21 protein-coding genes are annotated in these 24974 nt (G+C 69.6%); 9 read left to right on the top strand and 12 right to left on the bottom strand.

Annotated features, from left to right (window positions below; translation table 11 throughout):
• Nucleotides 1-17 precede the first annotated feature (17 nt).
• Nucleotides 18-1328, top strand: coding sequence for a hypothetical protein (locus ACT9TC_RS14200; RefSeq protein WP_458041108.1), 1311 nt, complete (start codon nt 18-20; stop codon nt 1326-1328).
• Between the two features lie 133 nt (nt 1329-1461).
• Here ACT9TC_RS14200 and hpf read toward each other — a convergent pair whose 3' ends face one another.
• The 5 genes from hpf to mtrA form a co-directional block, all read right to left on the bottom strand.
• On the bottom strand, nt 1462-2127 hold the full coding sequence (gene hpf, locus ACT9TC_RS14195) for a ribosome hibernation-promoting factor, HPF/YfiA family (protein ID WP_458041107.1): 666 nt from the start codon (nt 2125-2127) through the stop codon (nt 1462-1464).
• Nucleotides 2128-2199: 72 nt separating this feature from the next.
• Nucleotides 2200-2952, bottom strand: coding sequence for a ComF family protein (locus tag ACT9TC_RS14190; protein WP_458041106.1), 753 nt, complete (start codon nt 2950-2952; stop codon nt 2200-2202).
• Between the two features lie 87 nt (nt 2953-3039).
• Nucleotides 3040-4707, bottom strand: coding sequence for an LpqB family beta-propeller domain-containing protein (locus ACT9TC_RS14185; protein WP_458041105.1), 1668 nt, complete (start codon nt 4705-4707; stop codon nt 3040-3042).
• Nucleotides 4704-6428, bottom strand: a complete 1725-nt coding sequence (mtrB, locus tag ACT9TC_RS14180) for an MtrAB system histidine kinase MtrB (protein WP_458042941.1) — start codon at nt 6426-6428, stop codon at nt 4704-4706. Before mtrB ends, ACT9TC_RS14185 begins: the two co-directional genes overlap by 4 nt.
• A 130-nt stretch (nt 6429-6558) precedes the next feature.
• Nucleotides 6559-7239, bottom strand: a complete 681-nt coding sequence (gene mtrA, locus ACT9TC_RS14175) for an MtrAB system response regulator MtrA (protein WP_458041104.1) — start codon at nt 7237-7239, stop codon at nt 6559-6561.
• 77 nt (nt 7240-7316) lie between these two features.
• Here mtrA and ACT9TC_RS14170 point away from each other — a divergent pair, with 77 nt between their 5' ends.
• The 6 genes from ACT9TC_RS14170 to ACT9TC_RS14145 all read left to right on the top strand — a co-directional run bounded on the left by ACT9TC_RS14170 (nt 7317) and on the right by ACT9TC_RS14145 (nt 13941).
• Nucleotides 7317-8783, top strand: coding sequence for a glycerophosphoryl diester phosphodiesterase membrane domain-containing protein (locus ACT9TC_RS14170; protein WP_458041103.1), 1467 nt, complete (start codon nt 7317-7319; stop codon nt 8781-8783).
• Nucleotides 8780-9439 carry a DUF4129 domain-containing protein gene (locus ACT9TC_RS14165; protein WP_458041102.1) on the top strand — a complete coding sequence of 220 codons (660 nt, stop codon included), beginning with the start codon at nt 8780-8782 and terminating at the stop codon, nt 9437-9439. Before ACT9TC_RS14170 ends, ACT9TC_RS14165 begins: the two co-directional genes overlap by 4 nt.
• Nucleotides 9439-10683, top strand: coding sequence for a DUF4350 domain-containing protein (locus ACT9TC_RS14160; protein ID WP_458041101.1), 1245 nt, complete (start codon nt 9439-9441; stop codon nt 10681-10683). The genes ACT9TC_RS14165 and ACT9TC_RS14160 overlap by 1 nt, the downstream gene beginning before the upstream one ends.
• Nucleotides 10684-10703: 20 nt before the next feature.
• Entirely contained in the window at nt 10704-11660 is a 957-nt protein-coding gene (locus tag ACT9TC_RS14155; RefSeq protein WP_458041100.1) for an AAA family ATPase, read from the top strand.
• Between the two features lie 8 nt (nt 11661-11668).
• Nucleotides 11669-12994, top strand: coding sequence for a DUF58 domain-containing protein (locus ACT9TC_RS14150; RefSeq protein WP_458041099.1), 1326 nt, complete (start codon nt 11669-11671; stop codon nt 12992-12994).
• Nucleotides 12995-13152: 158 nt separating this feature from the next.
• On the top strand, nt 13153-13941 hold the full coding sequence (locus ACT9TC_RS14145; RefSeq protein ID WP_458041098.1) for an aquaporin: 789 nt from the start codon (nt 13153-13155) through the stop codon (nt 13939-13941).
• A gap of 251 nt (nt 13942-14192) precedes the next feature.
• Here ACT9TC_RS14145 and katG read toward each other — a convergent pair whose 3' ends face one another.
• From katG to ACT9TC_RS14130, 3 genes are all read right to left on the bottom strand, one after another.
• Nucleotides 14193-16517, bottom strand: a complete 2325-nt coding sequence (katG, locus tag ACT9TC_RS14140; protein ID WP_458041097.1) for a catalase/peroxidase HPI — start codon at nt 16515-16517, stop codon at nt 14193-14195.
• Nucleotides 16518-16585: 68 nt separating this feature from the next.
• Complete coding sequence (locus tag ACT9TC_RS14135; protein WP_458041096.1) at nt 16586-17068, bottom strand: Fur family transcriptional regulator; 483 nt, start codon at nt 17066-17068, stop codon at nt 16586-16588.
• 72 nt (nt 17069-17140) lie between these two features.
• A complete protein-coding gene (locus ACT9TC_RS14130; RefSeq protein ID WP_458041095.1) occupies nt 17141-18136 on the bottom strand; it encodes a stage II sporulation protein M in 996 nt (331 codons plus the stop codon).
• Nucleotides 18137-18153: 17 nt separating this feature from the next.
• On the opposite strand from ACT9TC_RS14130, the gene ACT9TC_RS14125 reads away from it, so the two are divergent.
• Nucleotides 18154-19011 carry an RDD family protein gene (locus tag ACT9TC_RS14125; protein ID WP_458041094.1) on the top strand — a complete coding sequence of 286 codons (858 nt, stop codon included), beginning with the start codon at nt 18154-18156 and terminating at the stop codon, nt 19009-19011.
• A 62-nt stretch (nt 19012-19073) separates the two neighbouring features.
• Here the strand turns inward: ACT9TC_RS14125 and ACT9TC_RS14120 are convergent, their stop codons facing one another.
• A complete protein-coding gene (locus ACT9TC_RS14120; protein ID WP_036297937.1) occupies nt 19074-19280 on the bottom strand; it encodes a DUF3499 family protein in 207 nt (68 codons plus the stop codon).
• Nucleotides 19281-19420: 140 nt separating this feature from the next.
• Between ACT9TC_RS14120 and ACT9TC_RS14115 the strand changes: the two genes are divergently transcribed.
• Nucleotides 19421-19867, top strand: coding sequence for a metallopeptidase family protein (locus ACT9TC_RS14115; protein ID WP_458041093.1), 447 nt, complete (start codon nt 19421-19423; stop codon nt 19865-19867).
• Nucleotides 19868-19906: 39 nt separating this feature from the next.
• Here ACT9TC_RS14115 and ACT9TC_RS14110 read toward each other — a convergent pair whose 3' ends face one another.
• Genes ACT9TC_RS14110 through ACT9TC_RS14100 form a run of 3 tightly spaced genes read right to left on the bottom strand, consistent with a single transcriptional unit; the run spans nt 19907 to nt 24852 of the window.
• Nucleotides 19907-21310 (bottom strand): DUF5719 family protein, encoded by a 1404-nt coding sequence (locus tag ACT9TC_RS14110; protein ID WP_458041092.1) that lies wholly within the window; start codon nt 21308-21310, stop codon nt 19907-19909.
• Entirely contained in the window at nt 21307-24474 is a 3168-nt protein-coding gene (locus ACT9TC_RS14105) for a glycosyltransferase (protein WP_458041091.1), read from the bottom strand. The genes ACT9TC_RS14110 and ACT9TC_RS14105 overlap by 4 nt, the downstream gene beginning before the upstream one ends.
• A gap of 57 nt (nt 24475-24531) precedes the next feature.
• The gene (locus ACT9TC_RS14100; RefSeq protein ID WP_458041090.1) at nt 24532-24852 is read right to left on the bottom strand and encodes a WhiB family transcriptional regulator; all 321 of its coding nucleotides are present in this window, start codon (nt 24850-24852) and stop codon (nt 24532-24534) included.
• Nucleotides 24853-24974 lie beyond the last annotated feature (122 nt).

Raw genomic sequence — 24974 nt, 5'->3', positions numbered from 1 at the left:
CGGCCTAGGATCGAAACATGGCCGGATTCTGGGGCAAGCGCAAGCGTGAAGAGCAGTCCGCGATCGATGCGCAGGATGCCGAGCTGGCACGTCGCGCCGGGCGCGCACTCGTCGAGGCCGATGAGCGCATCCGGGTCACGGCAGATGAGCTGGACTTCGCCAGCGCCGAACTCGGCGAAGGCTCGACGAAAGACCTGCGCGCCGCGCTCGAAGCCGTGCGCACGCACCTTGCGGAGGCGTTTCACCTCAACCAGCTGAACCACGACGAGATCCCGGACACCCCGCAGGAACTCCGCGAGCGAAACGCCCGCATCGCCCAGCTGTGCGAGTGGGCGGAAAATCTGCTCGACGAGAAGACGCAGACGCTGGCAGAGAAAATCGCCAAAGTTCGCCGAGCGCCGCAGATCCTCGCTCAAGTCCGCTCCGACGCGGAGCGCCTGCGCGAGCGACTACCCCAAGCGCGGACGACGGTCGCGCGACTCGCGGACCGGTACGCGCCCTCCGCACTTCAGCAGATCGACCGCGCTCCCGACGAAGCCGAGCAGCTACTCTCGTTCGCTCTGCACAGCGCGGACATCTCGGAGCGACGGCGCGAAGCATCCCGCCGCGAGGAGTCCATGCTCGCGCTCGAGACGGCGACCGAGGCCGTCCGTCGCGCCGGCACGCTCCTCGACGGCATCGACGACTTCGAGATCGAGGCGCTGCGCGCCGAATCGACACTCGCTGACGTCATCGCCGATTCGCGAGGTGATGTGATCGCGGCGCGCGATGCTCCCGCGACACCCCAGGTGACAGCGGCACTCACCGCCCTGCAGTCCGCCCTCTCGGCGCTTCCCGCGGCCAGCGAGAAAGCCGATCCGTTTACGCAGCTCTCGCACCTGCGCGAGGCGAACACGGCGCTGGATGTCGCGGTTGACAAGGCACGCGAGCGCGCGGCGAAACCCCTGCCGACCCCGGCGCAGATCCGGCATGCCACGGATGACGCCGACCGTCAGATCGCCGTCGCGCGCAACGTGATCGCCGGACACCGCGGATGGATCGGCGCCGATGCGCGGACCCGGCTGGCCGAAGCCGAGCGCTCACGGGCCGACATGGCCGCGCTTCCCGGCGACGACGACTCGCTCGAGGAAGCCTTCCAGCTCGCGCGGCGCGCGGCCCAGCTCGCGAGCGAGGCCCTCCAGCTCGCCCAGCGCGACATCGACTCGTCGCGCCCCCCGCAGGACGGCGGCTGGGGCGGCGGCGGGCATCGGGGCGGTGGCGACAGCGGCATGGGCGGCATGCTCGGCGGCCTCGTCATCGGCAGCCTGCTCGGCGGTATGTTCGACTGAGGCCGGCCCCAGGACCCAGACGCCTCGCCTCGCGGGGCACCTCGCTGTCGCCAACGAACGGACGCGACACGCCACGTGCCCCGAAGGATGACAGCGTGTCGCGTCCGTTCGATGAGTGACGCGGGCCCGGATGCTACGAGGCGAGCGCCTCCGCCGGCGGCGCCGACTGCGTGCCGAGCGAGATCACGCCGTAATCCCAGCCCTTGCGGCGATAGACGACGCTCGGCTTGTCGGTGCGGGCATCGATGAACAGGAAGAAGTCGTGCCCGACGAGCTCCATGCGATCGACGGCCTCTTCCACCGCCATCCATTCGGCGTCGAAGCTCTTCACACGAATGACGACGGGTGTGTAGTCGGGCTCATCCTCGTTTCCCGTGATGAGCGGGATCTCGCCGGTCGCGACGGCGTGGATCATGTCGGCGGACGCCGGCTGCACATCGATACCGGTGATCTCACCGCTGCCCTTCTCGAAGTGCGCACCGTGCGGGTGCTTCCGCGCGTCGACGCGCTTGCCCTTCGCTCGACGCAGCTGCTCGCACATCTTGTCGACCGCGAGGTCGAGGGCGGCGAACTTGTCCGCATCCGTGGCCTCGGCACGGACAATCGGCCCCTTGCCGATCAGGGTCAGCTCGACCGTGTCGTCTTCCATGCGTCCACTCTTGTAGGAGCGGTGCGTGACCTTCACCTCGAGCCGCTGCGCTCGAGGGACGAGGTGTTCGATGCGGGTCGCTTTCTCCTCGACCACTGATCGGAAGCGATCCGTGACGCTGACTCCCACGCCGACGATGCCTGTTTCCATCTCTGACCTCCTTGCTCGGGACGATCCGCCCGTACAAGAGCGGATCGTGCGCTCGCCTTGGTCCCTCCCACGCTAGCCCTGTGAGCCGGGGGTGTCACCTGCGAGTTTCGGATGCATCAACCCTGTCTCGCGGAGGCCTTGTCCTCGGAGCGGCGTCGCCGCGATCGTGGCGGCGCCCACGACGACGGCGCCCGCTGCGCGGAGGGCCCGGGACGCCTCGATGAGGGTCGCGCCCGTCGTCACGACGTCATCGACGATCACGACGCCGAGCCCGTCCGCTTGTAATCCGCCGGTACCGTGTGCGTACATCCCTCCGCGCAGGTTCTCGAGACGCTCGATCCGGCCGAGCCCGCGCTGGTCAGCCGCCGTACGCTGCAGGCTGAGCAGCCGATGCGGTCTGACTCCGGCGCGACGAGTCACAAGATCGACGACACGGAATCCGCGGGCGCGCAGACTCTTCGCGCTGGACGGGATCGGCACCGCGACGAGCGAGGCGGGCGCCGCACCCGTCGAGCGTGCAAGTTCCCGCAGCGCCGACGCCAGCGCAGGTGCGAGGTGCCGCGCGAGACGCGGTCGGGCATCGCGTTTCACCGCCCGCAGGACGGATGCTGCCGGGCCCGCGAACGGCAGGCCTGCCCAGACCTCGAGAGCGTCACCGGGAATCGCAATGCGCACAGGGTTCGGTGCCAACGCCCGCAGGCACGCGGCGCAGAGGAGAGCGCCCGGCTCGAGGCATCCGGCGCAGAGTTCCGGAAGCACGATCGCTGCGGCGTCGGCGGTCGCGCGCCGGGCCAGCCGCCACGCCTCCGCAACGGTTGACCCCATTGGTCCAGCCTCGGTGCGGCAGCGGTGGACCCACGGCGGGACGGCGGGATCCACGCAGAAGCTGGATCGCAGAGAAGCTGGGGAGGATCAGTTCGCGCCGAGTTGCGATGCCAGCACCAGCACGTCTTCCGCCGCGCGCTGCCATGTGGTGCCACGACGCACGTACAGGGCGCCCTCCGCGGTGAGTAGTCGTGCGGACGAGGCGGTCGGGCCTGCCGCGAGCGACACGGCCGAACCCGTCGGACCGTCACCCGAGGTGCTCACCCCACCGACCACCTGCTCTGTCACGATCATGCCGTCGGTTCCCTCCCAGATGATCCCGAGGGTCCGGTCGTCGAGCCAGGCGATGTCGACTCCGACCCCGTCCGGATGCAGGAGGCGTTCGGGCGTGCCCAGCGCGACCGGCACCCCATCCCCATTCCGCTCGACGCCCGCCACTGACACCCAGTCGCGGCCACCTTCGGTCACGATGGCGGCGATCCGCGTCCCGTCGCGCGAAACCTGCATCGCGGCGATCTCGGTCGCGCCCGGCCACGCGTTCGCGATCGGGGCGGGCTCACTCTCGGCGTTCGATACGGTCAGGGCGGCGGGCTGCGACTCGGGAACGGTCCAGATCCTGTCGTCCGGATCGATCGCCGGATCGATCAGGCCCCGTCGGTCATCAGCAATCGTGGGCTCGTTCGCTTCCACCCGCACGACGCCTCCCGCGGCGAGCAGGACCGCCGCCACCCGGCCACCGCGCCCCACCGCGATCGAGTCGGCGTCGATTTCCGAGATACGCCGGCTCAGACCGGGCAGGGTCGTCAGCGCGTCCTCGCCGAGGAATCCGAAGTCCTCGGCCGTCTGGACGAGCGGACGCGCGTCCACTGCCGTACTGAGCGTCTGCGCCGGCTGGACCGCGAGCTCGGTGCCGTCCACGAGCAGTTCGACACCCGCCACCCCGGTGCCCTGCAGGCTCGCCTGCAACTGGCGCAGCAAACGGCCGAGCGTGACCGGGTCTGCTTCGAGCGCCGCGGCCCCCAGCTCGACCTGGGCGATACCCTGCACGATAGGCACAGAATCGCGCAGATCGACACCCTCTACGACGGCCGAAACGACGGCCCTCGAGAGCCACGGACTCGGCGTGCCACCGATGATCGCCTGCGTGATGCGTGTCGCGACGTTCTGCCGCGTCGGGAACCAGCGCATGTCCGGCACCAGGAACTGCCACCGGGGATCGAAGAACATCACGCCGTACGCGTCGAACACCACTCGGAAGTCCTGCTCGTTGAGGACGACCCCGTCGGGTGCCGCGCTGATGCGCCACTCACCGTCCTGCTGCTGCTCGAGCTCGTAGTCGAGGGTCGACGTACCCGCCTCGGAGGCGTGGAACGCCCCGGTCTCGTCCACGTCACCCGTCTGGCTGACGGTCATCTGCACCGTGTCGGCGTCGACCACCGTGATGGTGCGGGAACCGGGGCGGTCGATCGTGACACCCGTCTCGGGCCGCCACTCGGCACTGAAGTCGGGGGCGAGGAAGAGTTGCGCGATCTCCCAGTTGCCCGCGGGACTCGTCGCCGCCGCCACAAAGCCTTCGACGATCTGCTCGGGGGTCGCCCCAGGCTGCGGTCGGTTGGGGAGGAACGAGAAATCGGGGACATCCGGAGCTTCGCCGAGCGCGAGTCCGGGATTGACGGACCCCGCCGTCGGCAGACCCGCGCACCCCGCCAGAACCAGCATCAATGCCGCCAATACGGCGACGATCCGCGTCCTCATGACGCTCCCCCTGACCGCGCCGAGTCAGCCGATACGTCGGCCGCGATCTCCGCGGACAACGCGGCCGCGTCACCGAGCACTCCGATCGGCTGCGTCAGACCCAGGGCATCGAGCGCATCCGTCTCGGCGTCGGGCTCGGTGCGCAGGGGCGGTGCCTCGATCGTCCCGCCGGGCTGCCGCGGCAAGGTCAGCACGAAATTCGAGCCACCACCGGGCTCGCTCCAGACCGCGAGCGTGCCGCCGTGCAGGCGCGCGTCCCCGAGGGCGATCGAGAGCCCGAGGCCCGTGCCGCCGATCGAGCGCTTGCGCGACGGATCCGCCCGCCAGAAGCGATCGAACACCCGCTCGGCATCCGCCGGCTTCATGCCCATCCCGAAGTCGCGAACGCCGATCGCGACGGCGGTGGAATTGCTGTCGACGGTGACCACGATCGGCCGCCCCTCGCCGTGCTCGATCGCGTTGCCGAGCAGATTGCGAACGACGCGACGCACGCGACGGGCATCCATGTCGACCGGGGAATATCCCCCGGGTGCGACGAGCCGAACATCCGAGCCGTGTTGCTCCGCCAACTGCGCCATCTCGGCGATGATGTCCTCGGCGAGGTGAGCCAAGCTCGTCGCCTCCCACTCGAGTTGAACCGATCCCGCGTCGTATCGGCTGATCTCGAGCAGGTCACCGAGCATCGTCTCGAACCGCTGCACCTGCGCGTGCAGCAACTCGGCCGCGCGAGACGCCGCGGGATCGAAGGTCTCACGACGATCGTTGAGGATGTCCGCGGCCAGTCGGATCGTCGTCAACGGCGTACGCAGCTCGTGCGAGACATCCGAGACGAACCTCTGTTGCACGAGTGAGAGGTCCGCGAGCTCGAGGATCTGGGACTGAATGCTGTCGGCCATCGCGTTGAACGACCGGCCCAGCGTTGCCAGTTCGTCCTCGCCGCGCACGGGCAGACGCACCTGCAGCTCACCCGCAGCCAGTCGCTCACTCGTCTCGGCGGCCTCGGCGATCGGCGTGGCGACCGCGCGCAGCACGAACCACGAGATCCCGCCGATCAGCAGAATCAGCGTGATCCCGACGATCCACAGTGTGCTCTGGACGAACCCGAGGGTCTGAGAAGCTGCCGAGAGGTCGTACGCGAGATACAGCTCGTACGCGCCGACCTCGGGCACGAGCAGCTGCTGACCGACGACGATTCCCGGGACCGTCCGTCCCGACGCATCCTCGAGCGATACCGACTGCCACCACTGCGTTGTGGGCTGCGCCTGCACGCGCTCGCGGAGGCCCTCCGAAACGATCTCTTCGTCGAAACCGCCCGCGGTGAAATCCTGCGGCGCGATGGATGACGGAGCCGAGTCGACTCGGAAGACCGCGATCCGGTCGCTCGAGGACTGGCGCGCGATGTCGTCACCCACATTGCGCATGAGGTTCTGCAGGCGCACGCGGTCACTCTGGACCTCGCCCGAGTCCAGGGTCGTCTGAGCGGTCACGGTCGCACGACGGGAGTCGTCGAGCACTTCATTGCGTCGTGACTGGAACAGGTCGTTCTGAATCGCCAACGCCATCCAGACGCACGCGATGAGGATCGCCAGCGCCGTCAGCGCAATCGTGATGAGCACCGTGCGAAAGCGGAGCGAGCGTCGCCAGAGGCGGGAGGTCCCCTCGACCCACGTCGACGGATGCCGCCACGCAAACGACACGAACGTCCGCGTGGCCTGCGGCACGGTGCCCGTCGCTGCCGTGTTCGTCGCTGAGTTGTTCGTCGCTGCCGTGTTCGTCGCCGTCTTGTTCGTCCCCGCCGCGTTCCTCGCTGCGGTCGCGTTGGACGCGGTCGATGACGGCGTCACGGGATCCTCAGACGACAGCGCCGGCGCGGTAGCCCACGCCGCGCACCGTGGTGACGATCTTGGGGTTGTCGGCGTCGAGCTCGACCTTGGCACGCAGTCTCTGCACGTGGACATTCACCAGACGGGTGTCGGCCTTGTAGTGGTAGCCCCAGACCTGCTCGAGCAGCATCTCGCGCGAGAAGACCTGATGCGGCTTGGCCGACAGCGCGACGAGCAGCTCGAACTCGAGCGGGGTGAGAGCTATGATCTCGTCCGCACGGCGCACCTCGTGGGCGGCGACATCGATCGTCAGATCGCCGATGCGCAGCGGCGCCCCCGTGTTCTCGGGTGTCGGGCGCAGACGCGTACGGATGCGCGCGACAAGTTCTTTGGGGTTGAACGGCTTGACGATGTAGTCGTCGGCGCCCGATTCGAGACCCTTCACGACGTCAGCGGTGTCGGTGCGAGCCGTGAGCATGATGATCGGCACACCGGATTCGGCACGAACGAGCGCGCACACCTCGATCCCGTCCATCCCGGGCAGCATCAGATCGAGCAGGACGAGGTCGGGATTCTCGGTGCGGAACGCCTCCAGCGCCTCGGAACCGTCGGAGCAGAACACGGGGTCGAAGCCCTCTGTGCGCAGGACGATCCCGATCATCTCGGCGAGGGCGGTGTCATCGTCGACGACCAGGATGCGTGAACTCATGGAACGGGGTTTCGTCCTTCTGCGACGGAGTGTCGTGCGCGGCCCGAGCGCGGCCGGTACCCACAGAGTAGTCGACAGTGCCCGGACGTGGACTGCACACCGCCTGCACGCCCGCCGATACGTCGCCGGGAGCGTGTGACACGATGGATGGTGCCACCACCGGCGCCGGGTCTGACATCCGCGCCGCCGAGCGCCTACGGAGGACTCAGATGAGCGCCCAGCAAGCGTGGACGCCCGCGCCGCGACCCGGGATCATTCCGCTGCATCCGCTCGGGTTCGGCACGATCCTCGGGCGGTCCTTCGCGGCCCTCCGGCACAACCCCGCGGTATTGTTCGGCTTCGCGCTCGGTGTGCAGTCGATCGCCTTCATCATCCTGCTCGTCGGTGTCGGCGGTATCGGATGGCTCACCTTCTCGCGCCTCGACACGCTGCGTGAAGGCACGGAGGAGTTCGACGCGGTACTCGCTGGTTCGGCCCTGATCACGGGTCTGGCCGCATTCGTCCTCGGCCTGCTCGCGACCGCACTGCAGGTGATCGTCCAGGCCGTCGTCGTCGGCGAGGTATCGCACGCCGTCGTCGCCGAGAAGCTGCGGCTCAGGGCGCTCTGGCGTCACGTACGCCCGAGCCTCGGCCGGCTCCTCGGATACGCCGCGCTGCTCCTCGTCGCGATCGGCGTTCTCGTGGCGGCTGTCACGGCGGCGATCATCGCCGTCGGCGTCGTCGTTCATCCGGCCGTCGCGATCGCGCTGACCGTGCTTGTGATCCTGGGCGCGATTCCCCTGACGCTGTGGCTGAATACCAAGCTGCTGCTCGTGCCGAGCATCCTGATCCTCGAGCGAATGACGATCCGGGCGGCCGTCGCCCGATCGTGGGTGCTCGTGCGGGGGCGCTTCTGGGCCGCGCTCGGCGTGATCGTCATCATCTCTTTGCTGTTCGGCACGATCTCGCAGTTCGTCAGCCTGCCCCTGTCGTTCCTCAGCTCTGGGCTCACGACGATCTTCGCGCCGACGGGCGAGCCCAACGCCGGGGCGGTCATCGCGATCGTCGTCACGGTCGTGCTGACCTACGTCATCACCCTCGCCATCCAGGCCGTGGGTCTCGTGGTGCAGTCCACGGCGAGCGTGCTGATCTACATCGACTGTCGGATGCGGCGCGAGGGTCTCGACATCGAGCTCATGCGCTACGTCGACCGCCGCGATGCCGGCGATGACTCGCTGCCCGACCCATGGCGTCCGCGCGCGGGTGGACCACCCTCCGCGCCCCCGGCTGGGTCCGCATGGGGCCCGCCTGCGTACGGAGCGCCGCAGCCGTATCCCGCCCAGCCTCCGTATCCGGGGCAACCGCCGTATCCGGGGCAACCGCCGTACGGTGGGCGGCAGCCCTACCCCGCCCCGCCGTCCGCTCCCCCGCAGCCGTATCCGGCTCAGCCTCCCTACGCCGCACCACAGCAGCCCCCGCCCGCGCCGCCCGCGCCTCGAGATGCCCGCACCTGGGCCCCGCCGATCGCGGGCGACGGGGACTCCGACCCGCGACCGCCGTCGTGAGGGCGCTGGATTTCCCTCTCATTCCTGACGGCGCCGAGGGGCGAGAGTGGGCGGAGCGTGAACTCGCCGATCCGCGCTACGCCGCGGCCGAGCCGACGCCGCTCGATCGACTCGCCCAGGCCGTCGGCGAGTTTCTCGAATCACTGTTCGGCGCGGGGGGGCCGGCGGGTCTCGGTCCCGCCGTGCTCGTCGGGCTCGCCCTCCTCGCGATAGCCCTGATCGTCGTCGCCTTCGTGATCTGGGGCCGCCCCCGGCTCTCGCGGCAGACGTCGGCGGCCGCCCCTCTGTTCGGCGAGGACGATGCGCGCTCGAGCGCGGATCTGCGGCGAGAAGCATCCGCGCGTGCCGCCGCCGAGGATTGGGATGCGGCCATCGTGCTGCTCTTCCGTGCCCTGGCCCGCTCGATCATCGACCGAGGCATCGTTCCTGCGCGGCCGGGCGCGACGGCGCAGTCGTTCGCCCGCTCCGCGGCCCGCGCCTTCCCGGAGCTCGGCGGCGCGCTGGTCGATGCGGCATCCGTCTTCGATGACGTGCGTTACCTGCGGCGCCCCGGTTCCTCACACGACTACGACCGCGTCGCGGCGACCGCTGCCGCGGTCGAAGCGGCCCGACCACGACGTGACGAGCTCACAGTTGCGGCGGGACAGCGCGGATGATGCCAGATACACGCACCTTCGGTCCCGCGTCTCTGGCGGGACCGGACGCGACAGAAGAGCGGCTGCCGTCCGGCCCTCCCGGCGCGAGACGGCGCCGCGCGCCCGCCTGGGCCGTGATTGCCGCGTTCCTGATCCTGGTGGGTATCGCCGCGGCTCTGCTGTCGGGAATCGGAACGTGGACCGAGCGCGACCGCCTCGACCCCGAGAGCGTCGGCCCCGGCGGTACCGCCGCGCTCGTGGAGATCCTGCGGGAGCGGGGCGTCGACGTCACTGTCACGCGTGACCGCGACGAGACGATGCGCGCCCTCGATGAGGCGCCTGCCACCCTGGTCATGGCGGACTCGCCGATCCTCAGCGACGACGCGCTGCGGGCGATCTTCGACGCGGCGAACGACGTCGTCCTGATCGATCCTCGAACGCGCGGCGTAGAGATGCTCTTTCCCGGAGCAACCGCCAGCGGCTTCGCGCCCGCCCTGACCGTCGAGCCGGATTGTCAAACGGATGCCGCAGTCCGTGCGGGCTCCGTGATGCCCGGGCGGCTGCTCGAGCCGGGGACATCCGATGCCGTCGCGTGTTACCCAGCGGGCGACGGTTTCGGCCTTCTCACGAGCGCGGACGGGGAAAGTCGCGCCGCAGCATTCGACGGTCTCGACCTGATCACCAATGAAAACCTTGCCGCGGACGGGAACGCCGCTCTCGCCCTCAACCTGATGGGGCGGTTACCGAACCTCGTCTGGTACGTGCCATCCCTCACCGACAGCGACGTCGCTACCGAGCCCACCCTCGGCGAGCTGACCCCCGGATGGGTCACCCCGGCCATCGTGCTGCTCGGGGCGAGCGTGCTTGCCGCCGCGCTGTGGCGCGGCCGTCGGTTCGGGCCGCTCGTCCTCGAACGCCTACCCGTGACGGCCCGGGCGAGCGAAACGATGGAGGGTCGCGGTCGTCTCTACGAATCGAGCCGGGACGCCCTGCACGCCGCGGACTCTCTGCGACTCGGCACGCTGGAGCGTCTCCGGCGGGCCCTCGCGTTGCCGCCCGCGGCGAGCGCAACCGATATCGCCGATGCATCCGCCCGCCTCACCGCTCTCCCCCACCAGGACGCCAGACGCCTGCTGATCGAGGACGAACCGCGTGGCGAACGCGAGCTGATCGCGCTGAGTGACGGCTTGCGGGCGCTCGAAGCATCCGTCGCCCACCGAATCCGGGGCGCGGGCGAAACCCGACCGGAGCAGACAAATAAATGACCATGAATGAGGGAGAACGGATGAGCGACGACGCCCTGCGGGAGTCGATGAACCGCGTACGCGAAGAAGTAGGCAAGGCGGTCGTCGGTCAGGACGGAGCCGTCACCGGCCTGCTCATCGCGCTGCTCGCCCGCGGCCACGTGCTGCTCGAGGGGGTTCCCGGTGTCGCCAAGACACTGCTCGTGCGCTCGTTCAGCCGAGCGCTCGGGCTGGAAACCACGCGCATCCAGTTCACGCCCGACCTGATGCCGGGCGATGTCTCGGGGTCGCTCGTCTACGACGCCCGCGCCGGTGAGTTCGAATTCCGTGAGGGCCCGGTGTTCACGCATGTGCTGCTCGCCGACGAGATCAACCGCACACCCCCGAAGACGCAATCGGCTCTTCTCGAGGCGATGGAAGAACGTCAAGTGTCGGCAGATGGCGTCACGCGCCCCCTGCCCGACCCGTTCCTGGTCGCGGCGACGCAGAACCCCGTCGAGCACGACGGCACCTACACACTCCCCGAGGCACAGCTCGACCGCTTCCTGCTGAAGCTCGTGATCGAGGCGCCCGACCGCGATGCCGAGGTGTCGGTCCTCCGTCGCCACGCGGCGGGATTCTCGCCGCGTGATCTCGAGGCCGCGGGGGTCGAGCCCACGGTGACGATCGCCGATGTGCACGCCGCTCAGAGGGCCGCGGCCGCCGTCGCCGCGACCGACGAGATGCTGGCGTACGTGGTCGACCTCGCCCGCGCCACGCGGTCGAGCCCGTCGGTGGAGCTCGGAGCAAGCCCGCGAGCGTCCACGGCTCTGCTCGCGGCGGCGAAGGCTTGGGCGTGGCTCGGCGGCTACCCGGCGATCACGCCCGACCACGTGCAGACGATGCTCGTTCCCGTGTGGCGGCACCGCGTGCGGCTGCGGACCGAGGCCGAGATCGAGGGGGTGACGGCCGACGCGATCCTTCGCCAGGTCGTGCAGCAGACCCCCGTACCGCTCTAGGGTTCGCCGTGTTCGTCACCGGACGTCTCGCGGTTCTCGTCGGCCTCGGCGTGGTGCCCGTCATCCTGCTCTCGCTCGCCGCGAACGCCGGCAATGCGGGTGCCGTCGCCTGGGCAGCGGTCGCCGGCTGGCTCCTGCTGTGCGTCGTCGCGGCGATCGCGGATGCTTCGGCCGCGGCCGACCCGCGTGCCGTTCGCGTCGAGCGCGATACGCCGGGTCGCGCCCGTCTCGGCATCCCGGTGCGGGCGTCGGTCACCGTTGCGGCCACGGGACGACGACGCCTGCGCGGTCTGCTGCGCGACGGGTGGGAGCCGACGGCGGGCGCTGAACCCGCGCGTCACCGCCTCGACATCCCGCCGGGCGAGAGCCGCACGCTGCCGGTGACGTTCCTCCCGAGGCGACGCGGCGAGCGACGCACGGCGTTCGTCGCGGTGCGCAGTCTCGGTCCTCTCGGCCTCGCGGGCCGGCAGGCCGTCACCCCCGCGCCGGCATCGCTGCGCATCCTGCCCTCTTTCCACGCGAGCCGGCACCTGCCCTCTCGGCTCGCGCGCCTGCGTGAGCTCGACGGAAGCACGAGTGTTCAGGTCCGCGGCCAGGGCACCGAGTTCGACTCCCTGCGCGAGTACGTCTGGGGCGACGATGTCCGCTCCATCGACTGGCGCGCCACCGCTCGGGCGAAAACGACCATGCTGCGCACGTGGCGACCCGAACGCGACCGGCACGTTGTCATCGTGATCGACACGGGGCGCACGTCCGCCGCCCGCGTGGGTGATGGCACGCGGCTGGATGCCGCGATGGAGTCGGCCCTGCTGCTGGCCGCCCTCGCCGACCGGGCGGGCGACCACGTGCACCTGCTCATGTTCGACCGGGTCGTCCGCGCCCGGGTGACCGGCGTCCGTGGCACCCGACTCTTACCGGCGCTCGTGGATGCCATGGCCGGCGTCGAACCGCAGCTGATCGATACGGACTGGGATGCGGCTCTTGCCGGGGCCTCGCGACTGACGTCGCACGCGTCGCTCGTCGTGCTGCTCACCGCCCTCGATGCGGCCAGCGCGAGCCGCACCCTGCTCGCGCGGCTCCCGGCCGTGACGGCGCGGGGCCGCGTTCTGGTCGGCGCGGTGACGGACGTGATGATCGAACAGACCGCGGCGAAACGTGAACGAAGCGATGACCTCTGGATCGCCGCGGCGGCCGAACGCACTCTGCTCGAGACACGCCGTCTCAGCGATGCGTTGACGCGGCTGGGAGCAGAGGCGATCCTGCGCGGACCGGACGAGCTGCCCCCGCAGATCGCGGACCGATACCTCGCACTCAAGGCGGCCGGCCGACTCTAGGCATCCGTTCCTCCCCCGCGAACGGACGGGACCCGCCGCGCGCTCGCCCCACGACGCGGCGTGTCGCGACCGTTCGGGGCGGCGACGTTTGCGCGCGCGGCTCTCGCGCCGGGCGAACCCGCGCCGCTACGCTCGGCACGAGAAGAGAGGAGTCCGCCATGACGGAACCCGCAAACACCCCCTCCACCGCGACAAAACTCGCCGCAGAAGCGCTCGGAACGTTCCTGCTCGTGTTCGGATCGATCGGCACGGCCCTATTCGCCGCCAACTTCGGAATCAGCGATAACGGAACACCCCTCGGCGTCGGTTTCATCGGCGTCTCGCTCGCCTTCGGCCTGACCCTCATGGCCGGCATCTATGCCTGGGGCCCGATCTCGGGCGGTCATTTCAACCCGGCCGTGACGCTCGGACTCGCCGCATCCGGTCGATTCGAGTGGAAGAACGCACCCGGCTACATCATCGCTCAGCTCGTCGGCGGGGCCGTCGGCACGACGCTGATCGTCCTGATCGGACTGTTCGGGCCGGACGGGTGGCTGCAGGGCGCCCAGGACGGAGGGTTCGCCAGCAACGGCTTCGCCGAGAATTCACCGGGTGGCTTCGGAATCGGCGCGGCAATCATCGCCGAGGTTCTCTTCACGGCGATCTTCGTGATGGTCATCCTCGGGGTCACGCACGCCTCGCGCGGTACGGGTCCGGCCATGGCTGGTCTCTCGATCGGCCTGACGCTCACCTTCGTCCACCTCGCATCCATCCCCATCGACAACACCTCGGTCAACCCGGCCCGCTCGATCGCCACGGCGATCTACGGGGGCGGCGATGCCCTCGCGCAGCTGTGGGTCTTCATCGTGTTCCCGCTCGTGGGTGGCTTGATCGCCGGGTTCGCCCACCGGGCGCTGTTCGAGCCGAAGCCCGCCTTCCCGGCGCAGGCAGAGGCCCGCACGCGGTAGTACGCGCCGAGTTCGAAACGGGTGCCCGTCATCGCCCACCCGTTGACTCGAACGCAGCCAAAGTGGGAGACGCCTCAGACGCGTGTCCCACTTTGGCCTCGGAATGATCACGCTATTGCGGGAGCAAGTGGGACACAGCCCCCGAAAATCGGGACATCAGGATGTCGGATGTCTGATGTCGGTCGGCGGACACCGTCGCCGAGCACTGCGGCCCGCCCCGAAAGGGGCGGGCCGCAGTCGTTCCCAACGGATCAGACCAGGTCGAACCGGTCGAGCTCGGTGACCTTGCCCCACGCGGCGACGAAGTCGCGGACGAACTTCTCGTGCGCGTCGTCCGAGGCATAGACCTCGGCCAGGGCACGCAGCTCGGAGTTCGATCCGAACAGCAGGTCGACGCGGGTGCCGCGGCCGAAGACCTCGTCCGTTCCGTCGATGCGCCCCTCGAACGCGTGCGAGCCCGGGTCGAGCGGCTTCCACGTCTTGCCGAGGTCGAGCAGGTTGGCGAAGAAGTCGTTCGTCAGGACACCTGGCCGCTCCGTAAAGACACCGTAGGCGGAGTCGTCCCAGTTCGCGCCAAGGACGCGCAGCCCACCGACCAGCACGGTCATCTCGGGAGCCGTCAGCGTGAGCAGGTTGGCGCGGTCGATCAGGTGGTACTCGGCCGGCATCGGCGCGAGCGGTCCCTGATAGTTCCGGAATCCGTCCGCCGCGGGCTCGAGATAGGCGAACGATTCGGCATCCGTCTGCTCCTGCGTCGCGTCGGTGCGCCCCGGGTGGAACGTGACCTCGGCGTCGACGCCAGCATCCTTCGCCGCCTTCTCAACACCCGCGTTGCCCGCGAGCACGATCAGGTCCGCGAGCGAAACCTTCTTGCCGTCGGCACGGCCATCGTTGAAGGATGCCTGGACACCCTCGAGCACCCCGAGCACACGTGCCAGCTGCTCCGGCTTGTTGACGCCCCAGTCCTTCTGCGGTGCGAGACGCACGCGGGCGCCGTTGACGCCGCCGCGCTTGTCACTGCCGCGGAAGGTGGATGCCGCGGCCCAGGTGGTCGCGACGAGTTCTGCAACCGTGAGGCCCGACTCGAGGATCTGTGCCTTGAGTGCAGCAGCGTCCGCGGCACCGATCAGCACGTGGTCGACCGCGGGCACGGGGTCCTGCCAGATGAGCTCTTCGGCCGGAACCTCGGGTCCGAGGTAGCGGGCGATCGGCCCCATGTCGCGGTGCGTGAGCTTGAACCAGGCGCGCGCGAAGGCATCGCCGAAGGCCTCCGGGTCTTCGAGGAAGCGGCGCGAGATCGGTCCGTACTCCGGGTCCATCCGCAGGGCGAGGTCGCTCGTCAGCATGCGCGGTTCGCGGCGCTTCGACGAATCGTGGGCGAGGGGAACCATGTCGGCCCCGCCGCCGTTGATCGGACGCCACTGGTGTCCGCCACCGGGGCTCTTCATGAGCTCCCAGTCGTACGCGAACAGGATGTGGAAGAACTCGTTGTCCCAGCGAGTCGGGTGGTACGTCCACGTCACCTCGAGGCCCGACGTGATCGTGTCGTCGCCCTTGCCCGTGCCGAAGGTGTTCTTCCAGCCGAGGCCCTGGTTCTCGAGGCCCGCGGCCTCGGGGTTGTCCTCGACGTTCGTGTCGGGGGCCGCGCCGTGCGTCTTGCCGAACGTGTGTCCGCCGGCGATGAGCGCGACGGTCTCTTCGTCGTTCATTCCCATGCGCCCGAAGGTCTCGCGGATGTCGCGGGCCGAGGCGAGCGGGTCCGGATTGCCGTTGGGACCCTCCGGGTTGACGTAGATCAACCCCATCTGCACGGCCGCGAGCGGCTTCTCGAGCTCGCGGTCACCCTCGTAGCGCTCGTCGGCGAGCCACGTGGTCTCGGGACCCCAGTACACGTCGTCGTCCGGCTCCCACACGTCGGTACGCCCGCCGCCGAAACCGAAGGTTTCGAAGCCCATGGTCTCGAGCGCGACGTTACCGGCGAGGATCATCAGGTCGCCCCACGAGAGGCTCTGCCCGTACTTCTTCTTCACGGGCCACAGCAGGCGCCGAGCCTTGTCGAGGCTGACGTTGTCGGGCCAGCTGTTCAGGGGCGCAAAACGCTGCTGTCCCGTGCCGCCGCCGCCGCGACCGTCGGTCGCGCGGTACGTGCCGGCCGAGTGCCACGCCATGCGGATCATCAGGGGTCCGTAGTTGCCGAAGTCGGCGGGCCACCACGGCTGGCTGTTCGTCAGCGTCTCGGCGATGTCGGCTTTGACCGCGGCGAGGTCGAGTGAGGCGAACGCCGTGCGGTAGTCGAAGTCGGCGCCCAGCGGGTCGCGCATCGACGAGTGCTTCGCGAGGATCTTGAGGTTCAACTGGTTCGGCCACCACACGCGGTTGGCAGACCCCGTCGTCGGGTGAGGCTGCGACTGCTGCCCTCCGTGAATCACGGGGCAGCTGGCGTCGTCCGGGTTCGGGCTCGGGCGCGTCTCGCCATCCTCGCGCTCGTCTACGGGCGTGTCGATGTCGGTGACGGACTGGTCGGTGCCGGTCGGGTCGTTTCCGATACCCGTGGTGGTGTCGTCGGTGTCGCTCATGTTCTTTCCTTCCTCAGGGATTCGTTGCGGGCTTTGCGAAGCTTGTGGGATTCAGGGGGCTGCGGGATTCAGGAATTTTCGGATGCGACGGGCACCGTGGCGACTCCACCGGCACCGGCTGCGCAGTCGGGACAGACGCCCCAGTACGTCACCTCGGCGGCGTGCACGGCGAAACCATGGGTGTCGGACGGCGTGAGGCAGGGAGCTTCACCGACGGCACAGTCGACGTCAGCGACCGCTCCGCACTCCGTGCAGATCACGTGATGATGGTTGTCATCCACGCGCAGCTCGAACAGCCCCGGCCGCCCGGCGGGCTCGATGCGACGAACCAGACCCGCGTCCACGAAGTCGCCGAGGGCGTTGTAGACCGACTGCAAGCTCGTCTGCGGCACAGACAGGGTGACGATCTGGAAGACGGCGTCCGCGCTCGCGTGCGGGCTGACCCGCAGGGCTTCCACGACCGCTCTCCGCGGATCCGTCACCCGGAGTCCGGCGCGCCGGATGAGCTCTGCAGCTGCCATCCCGTTCGGGAGAAGGGCGGTTGAACTCATCCCCCCAGTCTAGCGTCCAGTTTTGATTCGCTCAAAAAAGCGGCCGATGAAGATCAGGTGAACGAATGCCTCTCACGCCGACACGAGTACCGTTGCGCCCGCTTCGGACTCCGACAGGTCGCCGGTCTCGCCGGCGCGCGCCGCGCGGCCCCCGACGAAGACCATGTAGAAGACGAACGCACCCAGCGCCAGGGCCCCGATACCGATCTTCACGACCCACGGCCACGGCTGCGCCGTGACGAAGCCCTCGATGATCCCCGACACCAGTAGGGCCAACAACAGCCCGATCGCGACGGTGGCCAACGATCTGCCGGCGGACGCGAGCGCCTCGAGGCGCGTCCTCGGCCCGGGCGCGATCCAGGCCCAGAAGATGTGCAGCCCCGCGGCTCCCGCAACGAAGATGCACGTCAATTCGAGCAGCCCGTGCGGGAGGATGAACAGCACGAACACATCGCCGCGCTCGAATGCGAACATCACGGCGGCGGCCGTTCCCACCCCCACCGCGTTCTGGATCAGCACCATGACGGGCCAGAACCCGGTGACCCCGAACAGGACGCTCTGCGCGGCGATCCACGCGTTGTTCGTCCAGACCGTCCCCGCAAATACCGCCGCGGGATTCTCGGAGTAGTAGCTCGTGAACTCTTCTTCCGCGTAGTACTGCAGCCCCGCCCGGTCACCGAGAGCCGCGACAAGGGCGGGATCGCCGGCCACCCATGCGGCGACGATCGCCACCACCGCGACGAAGAGGGCGGCGATGACGAGTGTCGTCCAGCGCACCCGATACAGAGCCGCGGGTAGCTGAAGGGCGAAGAATCGTGGCAGCGCTCGCAAGGGGTTCGCGCTCGCCCGCGTCAGGCGCAGCCGGGCCGCGGCGAGCAGGGTCGAGACGACGTCACCCTGGGGTGCGCGCCCCGCGGTGGATTTGATCTCGGCGAGATCGGCCGAAGCGGATTGGTAGCGTGCGACGAGCTCATCGGCTTCCGCGCCGGTCAAGCGACGCCGTGCCGAGAGCTCGCCGAGCCGTTGCCATTCGGCTGCCCGTGCGGCCGCCAACGCGTCGAGGTCCACGCGCCTAAACTACCCGCATGACGCCTCGCCCCTCTCCGGAGGCCATCCACATGGCCACCCATCTGGCCGAGGACGAAGTGCTCACCGGTGAGGCCGTCGCCCTCGACGTCCAGCCGACCGGCGTACTGCTTCGGGCGGTCGGCGCCGTGATCGACATCCTCTTGGCGACCGTGCTGATGGTCGCGGCACTGCTGATCATCACGGGCCCGCTCGCGCCGTTGCTGCCCGAGGGTGCTCAGCAGATGACGCTGATCGTCACGCTCGTTCTCCTGCTCGTCGTGCTTCCGACCGCCGTCGAGGCAACGACGCGCGGACGGAGCCTCGGGCGCCTGGCTGTGGGAACACGCATCGTGAGATCGGATGGCGGGGCCTCTGGATTCCGTCAGGCCCTGATCCGAGCCCTCGTCGGCGTGCTGGAGATCTACTTCACCCTCGGCGTCGTGGCGGTCCTCGCCGGCGCGTTCACTCCGCGATCGCAGCGCCTGGGCGATCTGCTCGCGGGAACGTATTCGCAGAGAACCCGTGTGGCTCCCCTGCCGCCCCCGCTTCCGCCGGTACCCCCGACGCTCGATCAGTGGGCATCCGTCGTGGACGTCGCGCGCCTCCCGGATCGGCTCTCGCGGCGGCTCGCACAATTTCTGCTGCAGGCACCCAGAATGGCCCCCGCGGCGCGTCACCGTATCGCGGAAGAACTGCGTGATGAGGTTTCCGCTTTCGTCCACCCGATGCCGAACGCCGACCCCCTCACGGCCCTCTTCGGAATCGCGGCGGCGCGGCGCAACCGGGAGCTGCGCGCCCTGAAAGCTCAGGATGACCGCAGGGTTGAGCTCGCGCCCATCCTCGAGCGCGTTCCCCCCGGCTTTCCCCGCCGCTGACGCACCGAACCCACGCGCAGCGCAGGCCGGCACAGCAAGCGCGCGAAAGATACCCGCCGCGCTCAGGCGCGGAGTGTTTCGTGACGCACGACGACCCAGCCCTTGGGTACCGACATCCGCTCGGTGTGAATGGCGCACAGGTCATGCGCGTGAGGATCATCGGCGGCACCGAGGGGTCCCAGAGCAGCCATCTGGTCGCCGTAGTCGTAGGTCAGCGTCGAGATGGCCTCGCGGGCGCAGCCCACTTTCGAGCAGAGTCTTCCATGCATCGACGTCAGCGTAGTCGGGTGGTTGGCCACCCCGGCCGCGGCGCGCGGAGCCCGTGCAGACGAGCGGCGCGACGCGTGGTCCGGATGCCTGGTCTCGGGCCGACGCGGATGCACCCCGGGCATCGGCCTAAGATCGAGGCATGATCGCTCGGCGAGGAAAGTCTGCGCGCGGCGGCGATCCCGGGCCGCGCCCGGATCGCCACGGGCGGCACGGCCGGCAGGGCCGGAGCCCCGTCGTACGGCCACCGATCGGACCGCTCGACACCAGATTCGAGCGTTTCGACATCGCGGTCGGTGCGGCATCCGATTTTCTCCGCTCCGCGTGGCCCGAACTGCGCGACGTCGAATTCCACATCGGTCATATGCCCGCCGAGCCGCACGAAGACGGTATCCCGCGCTGGCACATCGATCGCGAAGCGCGGCGGATCATACTTTTCCGCATTCCCATAGAGCGCCTGGCACGAACCCATCGGGACGATGAGCTCCACCGTCGCATGATGATCGAGGGCAACGTCTTTCGAGCCGCCGCCGAGTATCTCGATCGCGATCCGTGGGACCTCGGCCCCGAACGTTTCCGCTACTTCTGACGCGCCGGACGTACGCGCCGCATCGCCGCGCGCTCACTCTCAGGGAACGATGACGACCGCCGCCGACGCCTGCGCAGACGCGGCCACGGGATAACCCGCCAAAGCAGTCGCACCTGCATATCCAACGGAGGCGAAGACGGTTCCGGATGCTTCGATTCGCCAGACGCCCGCCGTGACGTTCACCGTCTGCGAGACACCTGCCGGAAGTGCCAGCTCGACCGGCGTGCCGCCACTCAGCGGGGTGAGCGTGACCTGTACGGATTCGGCGTCGGCCGCAACGCGGAACGTGGGCGACGCGTCCGCAGGCGCCTGCGCGACGGCCACGTGAGAGGGTTCGTCCAGTGCCGGAGATGCGGCGATCCAGGCGTTGTCACGCACACCGTCCGCGGCAGTCGAGCTCCAGCCCGCCGCGACGACGGGAGCTGAAGCTTCGACCTCGACCGTGTAGGTGCCGGCCGTCAGTCCGGGCAGGTCGAGCTCGAGCGGTACCCCCGCGCTCAAGGGAACATCGACCGGCGTGCTGGCGGGCTGCGCCGCGCCCACGGCGTAAACACGGACCGTCGCGGTGACGTCCTGGGTTGGCGCGAGCACACGCACCGAAGCGGTCGCGACGTTCCTCGCGGCCCCCTCGCCGGGTGTCGACGTGACCAGACCGACGATGACCTGGCGTTCGGCGGGCGCGGAGGTAGGCCCGGTGACATCCAGTCCGACCGGCTGAAGCGTCTGCGTCCGACTCGACTGAAGGCTTGCGGCGACGGCAGCTCCCTCCGCCTGCACCCGGACAACCGGCGCGAGCTCTCCGAGAACCAGGCCCGCAAGGGGCACCACGGCTTGCGAGCCGGCCCCGATCACGATGTCTCGCCCACCCGGAGGGGTGAGCGCCCCGCCTGAGGCGTAGACGGTGAGCTGCACGGTCGCCGGCACGTCGCCGGGGTTCGACAGGACGACGAGGTCCGCGGACCCCGTCCTCGTCGCGCCGCCGACGAGCCACGAATCGAACTGCGGTGCGGTGCACGCGGCGGCGGCGAATCCGAGCAAGTCCTCGTCCGCGACGGACGCGGATTGCGCTGCAGCCACCGCCGCCGGCATGTCGCCGGTGGGGTCGAGCCGCAACACGCGCGGCCCCTCGCCCACGGGGGCGGTCAACACGTCCTCCCGCGGCGTCCCGTCCGGCGAGCCGGACACGACGGATGCGCCGCCGGCGATAGTGACATCACCCGCGGCACCGACCGTCCGACCGGACGCGAGCAGCGGCCCCGGGCACACGGCCACGGTCTGCGACGGCGTGGGCCGATCGACGATACGAAGTGCTTCCCGCGAAACGCCGGGCACGGAGGCCCCGACCGCCGCGATGACGAGGGCGACGACCAGCACCGCGAGCAACGCACCGACGAGCACCCGCGTTCCCGTCGTCAACGCTCTGAGCCATCCCGTCGCCCTCATGCTCGGCCCTCCTCGTTCGAGGCACGCGCCGAGTCGTCGTGCGGCGCTTCATCCTGCCCGGGCTGATCGTTCTGCCGCCCGGCATCTCGATCAAACTGCTCCGGCTCGGACTGCGCCGGCTCGAGCTGCGCGGCCTCGTACTGCGAGGCTTCGGCGTGACCGGCCTCGGCATGCTCGGCCTCGGCATGCTCGGGCTCGGACTCGAGCTCTTCGGTCTCAGCGGGCACGATCTCGGGCTGCGTGCGCACCGGGTCTGGCGTCTGTTTCGGGCGGGTCCGGGGCGGACGCGCCGGACGCACGACCGACATTCCCACCAGGCGCGAACGAGACCGGGCGGCCCGGCGCGACGCGGCGGTCGGGAACGCGAGGAGCAGGGCTATGAGGACGATGATCGCCTGACCGCCGGCGATCGTTTGCTGGATGGCGACGTCCGCCCGACTGAGCGGCGCACGCGGCGCGATGTCGATGTCATCCGTGACCCGCCAGAGCTTGCCCCGCACGGTGTCACCGACGGATTCGAGCCCTGCGCGCGAGTCCAGGGAAGCGACCGCCTGAAGCGATAGAGCATCGGATGCCTCGGTCCCCGCGCCGTCGCCGAGAAGAACGAAACCGATGCCCTCGGCGGCGAGATCGCCCGCCACATCGACGACACTCGGTGACACCACCTCGGCAGACAGCGCGGCGAGGGCTTCCGCCGACGCCGTGGGCTCTGTCGCGGTGCTCAGCTGTGTCGTCTGACCGCCGAGGGTCTCACTCGCGCCCCAGACGACGCGAGCCGAAACGGCTCCATCGGCTAGGGGGGTAAGGATAAGGGTGCCGAGATCGGGGTCGTCCCGGCCGACCGCGGCCACGAACGCGGGCAGCGTGGACGAGCGACCGTTCTGCAGCGCGGCACGATCCTGAATCGTCGCGGACAGTCCGGGCAGCGACAGCACCACGACTCCCGCGACGACGACGACGACCGCCCAGGGTCGAAGGGCCCCGACGGGACGCGCGAGCGGGGTGTCCGCCGTGACGACCGCCGCCCCCACGACGCCAAGCCAGGCCAGGCTCAGGGCGCTTCCCGGCCAGAGCGCCACGGGCGTACCCACCGCGAACTGCACCACGAAACCGGCGGCGAAGAAGGCGGATGCAAGTCCCAGCACCGCGACACCCACCAGGGCTCCCCCGACGGGCCAGCGCGGAGTGCTGAGCGATAGCAGGGCGAGCACGGCGAGCGGCACCAGGGGAAGCGCGAGCCACCAGGCGTCACCAACATCGCCCGCACTGGCGCCCGTCAACCACGTCGTCCAGCCGGCGAGGTCCGGTGTCGGAAATCCACTGGCGAGCAAGGCCCGCCCGGCGACATCCGCCGCAGCCTGAGGCGCTGCCCACACCACCCCCGGGTCCGCGAAGAGGCCCCAGAGGTCGCCGTTGCGGATGCCCCGGAACCAGATCAGCGGGGCGAACATCGCAAGCGCCGGTATCGGCAACAAGGCAACGCGTGCCGCGCCCCGTCCCGCTGTGACCAGCGCGGCGAGCCAGAGAACGACAAGGGCGGGGGCGAGCGAGGGCGCACAGGCAACGACGGCGGCCAGCAGCAATGAGGCGACGCCCGCCGAGCCCCACGAGCGACGGGCCATCGCGCCCGCATAGAAGAGCCAAGGAAGAAGAAGGTGGACCGCCACGGCGGCGGGACGCCCCTGCGTCAGGGCCGTCAGGAAGGTCGGTGCGAGAGCCCACAGGGTGGCGGCGGCGATGCGGAGCCCCGAACGCTCGGTCAATCGCGTCGCGGCGAACCATCCGCCGAGCGCCGCCAGGGGGAGGGCCAGTATCCAGAGCACGACGAGGGCCATGGACGGGTTCCAGGGGGTGAGGCTGCCCAGAATCGCCACGACCGCCGCGAAGGGATCTGCGGGTCCGACGACGCCGAGGCCCAACTCACGGCGACCGTACGCAGCATCACTCCAGAGCCCCGGGAGCGTCGACGAGAGGGGAAGCAATCCCCCGCCCTCCACGCTGGTCCAGGCGAGCAGCGGGAAGAAGGCGATCGCACCGACCACGAGGGCCGCCAGCACCGTCCAGGCGCCACCGCCGGTGAAAAACCGGAGTTCGGTGCGGACATCGGCTTCGGTGGCCATGTCATCCGGATCATCGAAGCGCCGCGCCAGTTCTGATCGCGTCACGCGCAGCGGCGCGAGTCGCGACCAGGGCACGCGGATGCCGGTGGCCCGTGCCGCAGCTCGAATCCCTCCCCGCGCCCGCGCTACGGCGCCTACGCGAGCCCAGGCCAGGGCGCTCGCGCGCCACTCGCCGAGAACAGAGCCGGGCGACTTGCGGATCAGATGCAGAACCGTCCGCGCCGCGGCGAGCGGCAGGATGCTCAGCCAGATCAACGGCACGAGTCCTGGCAGCGCGTAGACGAGCCGGCGGTGCAGCTGGGCCGTCCGCGCCATGAACTCTCTCTGGCGGGTGCGCCGGCCATCGCGCGGAGTGGGCAAGCCCGCGACGCCGTCACCCGCGACGGTGACGCGCGCGGCCGGGACGAGAGCGATCCGACCGCCGATGAAGCGACTCCGGATGCCGAGATCGAGACCTTCGTCGGCCCCTTCTAGGCCGGGGTCGATGCCACCGAGCAAGTCCCAGACCGCGCGGCGCACGAGCAGACCGCGCACGTCAGCGCCGAGCGCATCCTCTGCCCCATCGTGCTGCCCCTGGTCGAGTCGCCCGTCGACGAGGCCGACGCTGCGCCCGTAGCGGGTCATCGAAACGCCGAGCGAGACGATCGCATCCGGGGCGTCCCAGGCGACGAGCTTCGGCGCGGCCGCGGCCACCGACGGCTGGACTTCGAGCGACCCCGCGAGCAGACGCAGGGCGTCGGAATCGGGGGCCGTGTCCTGGGCGAGCAGCCAGACGGCGTCAGAATCGCCGAGCCGCACGCTCGCCATCCGGACGGCGCCCGCATATCCGGTGTTGCGAGGGGCCTCGATGACGGCTTCAGCCCCAGCGGATGTCGCAAGTTCGGTCAGGCGCGGGGGTACACGACCGCAAACGACCAACGTCAGCGCATCAGGGCGGCGAGAGCCCCCTCGCAACGCCTCGAGGGTCCGTTCGAGGTGGCGAAGGGCCTGGTCGTCCGCGCCGTCGACGCGCACGACCAGAAGAGCATGAACACGGGCTGGCATGACTACGTCAGCCTAGGCGTGCTCTGCCACACCCACCGGGTGAACGCGCCGCGCGCGTCAGACCGCCCGACGCTTCAGCTTGCGGCGCTCGCGCTCGGAAAGCCCTCCCCAGATGCCGAAGCGCTCGTCGTTCGCGAGTGCGTAGTCGAGGCACTGCCCCCGCACCTCGCATGTCGTGCAGACGCGCTTGGCGTCCCGCGTGGATCCGCCCTTCTCCGGAAAGAAGGCCTCCGGATCCGTCTGCGAGCACAGCGCATCGGTCTGCCACGACAAGGGATCTTCGTCCTCGACAGGCCGTCGAACTCCCGGAACCCCCACATTAACCGGGTCGACGAACCAGTTGTCGGGAACGCCGGAACGATATTCCGTACCCGCCATTTCGTCTCCCACCTCTAGTCCCCCCACACACGCAATCGCGTAGGACTAATTACACCGTTGTCATTCGCTCCAGGTCAAGCGCGGCATCGTAAACCCTCAATCCGGAGATGAAGCTTCACGAC

Source organism: Microbacterium sp. HM-570 (assembly GCF_054165885.1).
The sequence above is the reverse complement of the archived record's forward strand: the minus strand, read 5'-3'. Positions and strand labels throughout refer to the sequence as shown.